We start from the raw sequence: 573 nt of genomic DNA, 5'->3' as shown, positions 1-573 counted from the left end.
TTGCCATCATTGCTCCGGACACCAGCCCGCGTGGTGAAGGCGTTGCCGATGATGCAAGTTACGACTTGGGCCAAGGCGCAGGCTTTTACCTCAACGCCACTCAAGCACCGTGGTCACTGCATTACCATATGTACGACTACGTCACGCAAGAGCTGCCAGCCATCATCGAAGCCAACTTCCCAGTATCGGATGTGAAATCAATCTCTGGCCACAGCATGGGCGGACACGGTGCGCTCACCATTGGCCTTAAGAATCCGACACTATACCGCTCGATTTCAGCATTTAGCCCAATCAGCAACCCAATGCAGTGTCCGTGGGGACAAAAAGCATTCACCGCATACTTGGGCACTGATATCGAAAGTTGGAAGCAATACGATGCAAGTGAGCTTTTGAAGAAAGAAAAATCACCCTTACCAATTTTGGTTGATCAAGGCGATGCGGACGGTTTCTTGAGTGAGCAACTCAAACCGGAAGTCTTATTAGCCGCAGCAAAACAACACGGTTCAGAATTGAATCTGAGAATGCAATCTGGCTACGACCACAGTTATTACTTTATATCGAGCTTTATAGACA

The 573-nt window shown here is 48.9% G+C and carries 1 protein-coding gene; it reads left to right on the top strand.

Going from position 1 to position 573, the window contains the following annotated elements; translation table 11 throughout:
• The coding region (gene fghA / locus R7Z50_RS29605; RefSeq protein WP_318150029.1) for an S-formylglutathione hydrolase at positions 1-573 on the top strand (573 nt) is incomplete at both ends.

Source organism: Vibrio sp. 1249-1 (assembly GCF_033340495.1).
The sequence above is the reverse complement of the archived record's forward strand: the minus strand, read 5'-3'. Positions and strand labels throughout refer to the sequence as shown.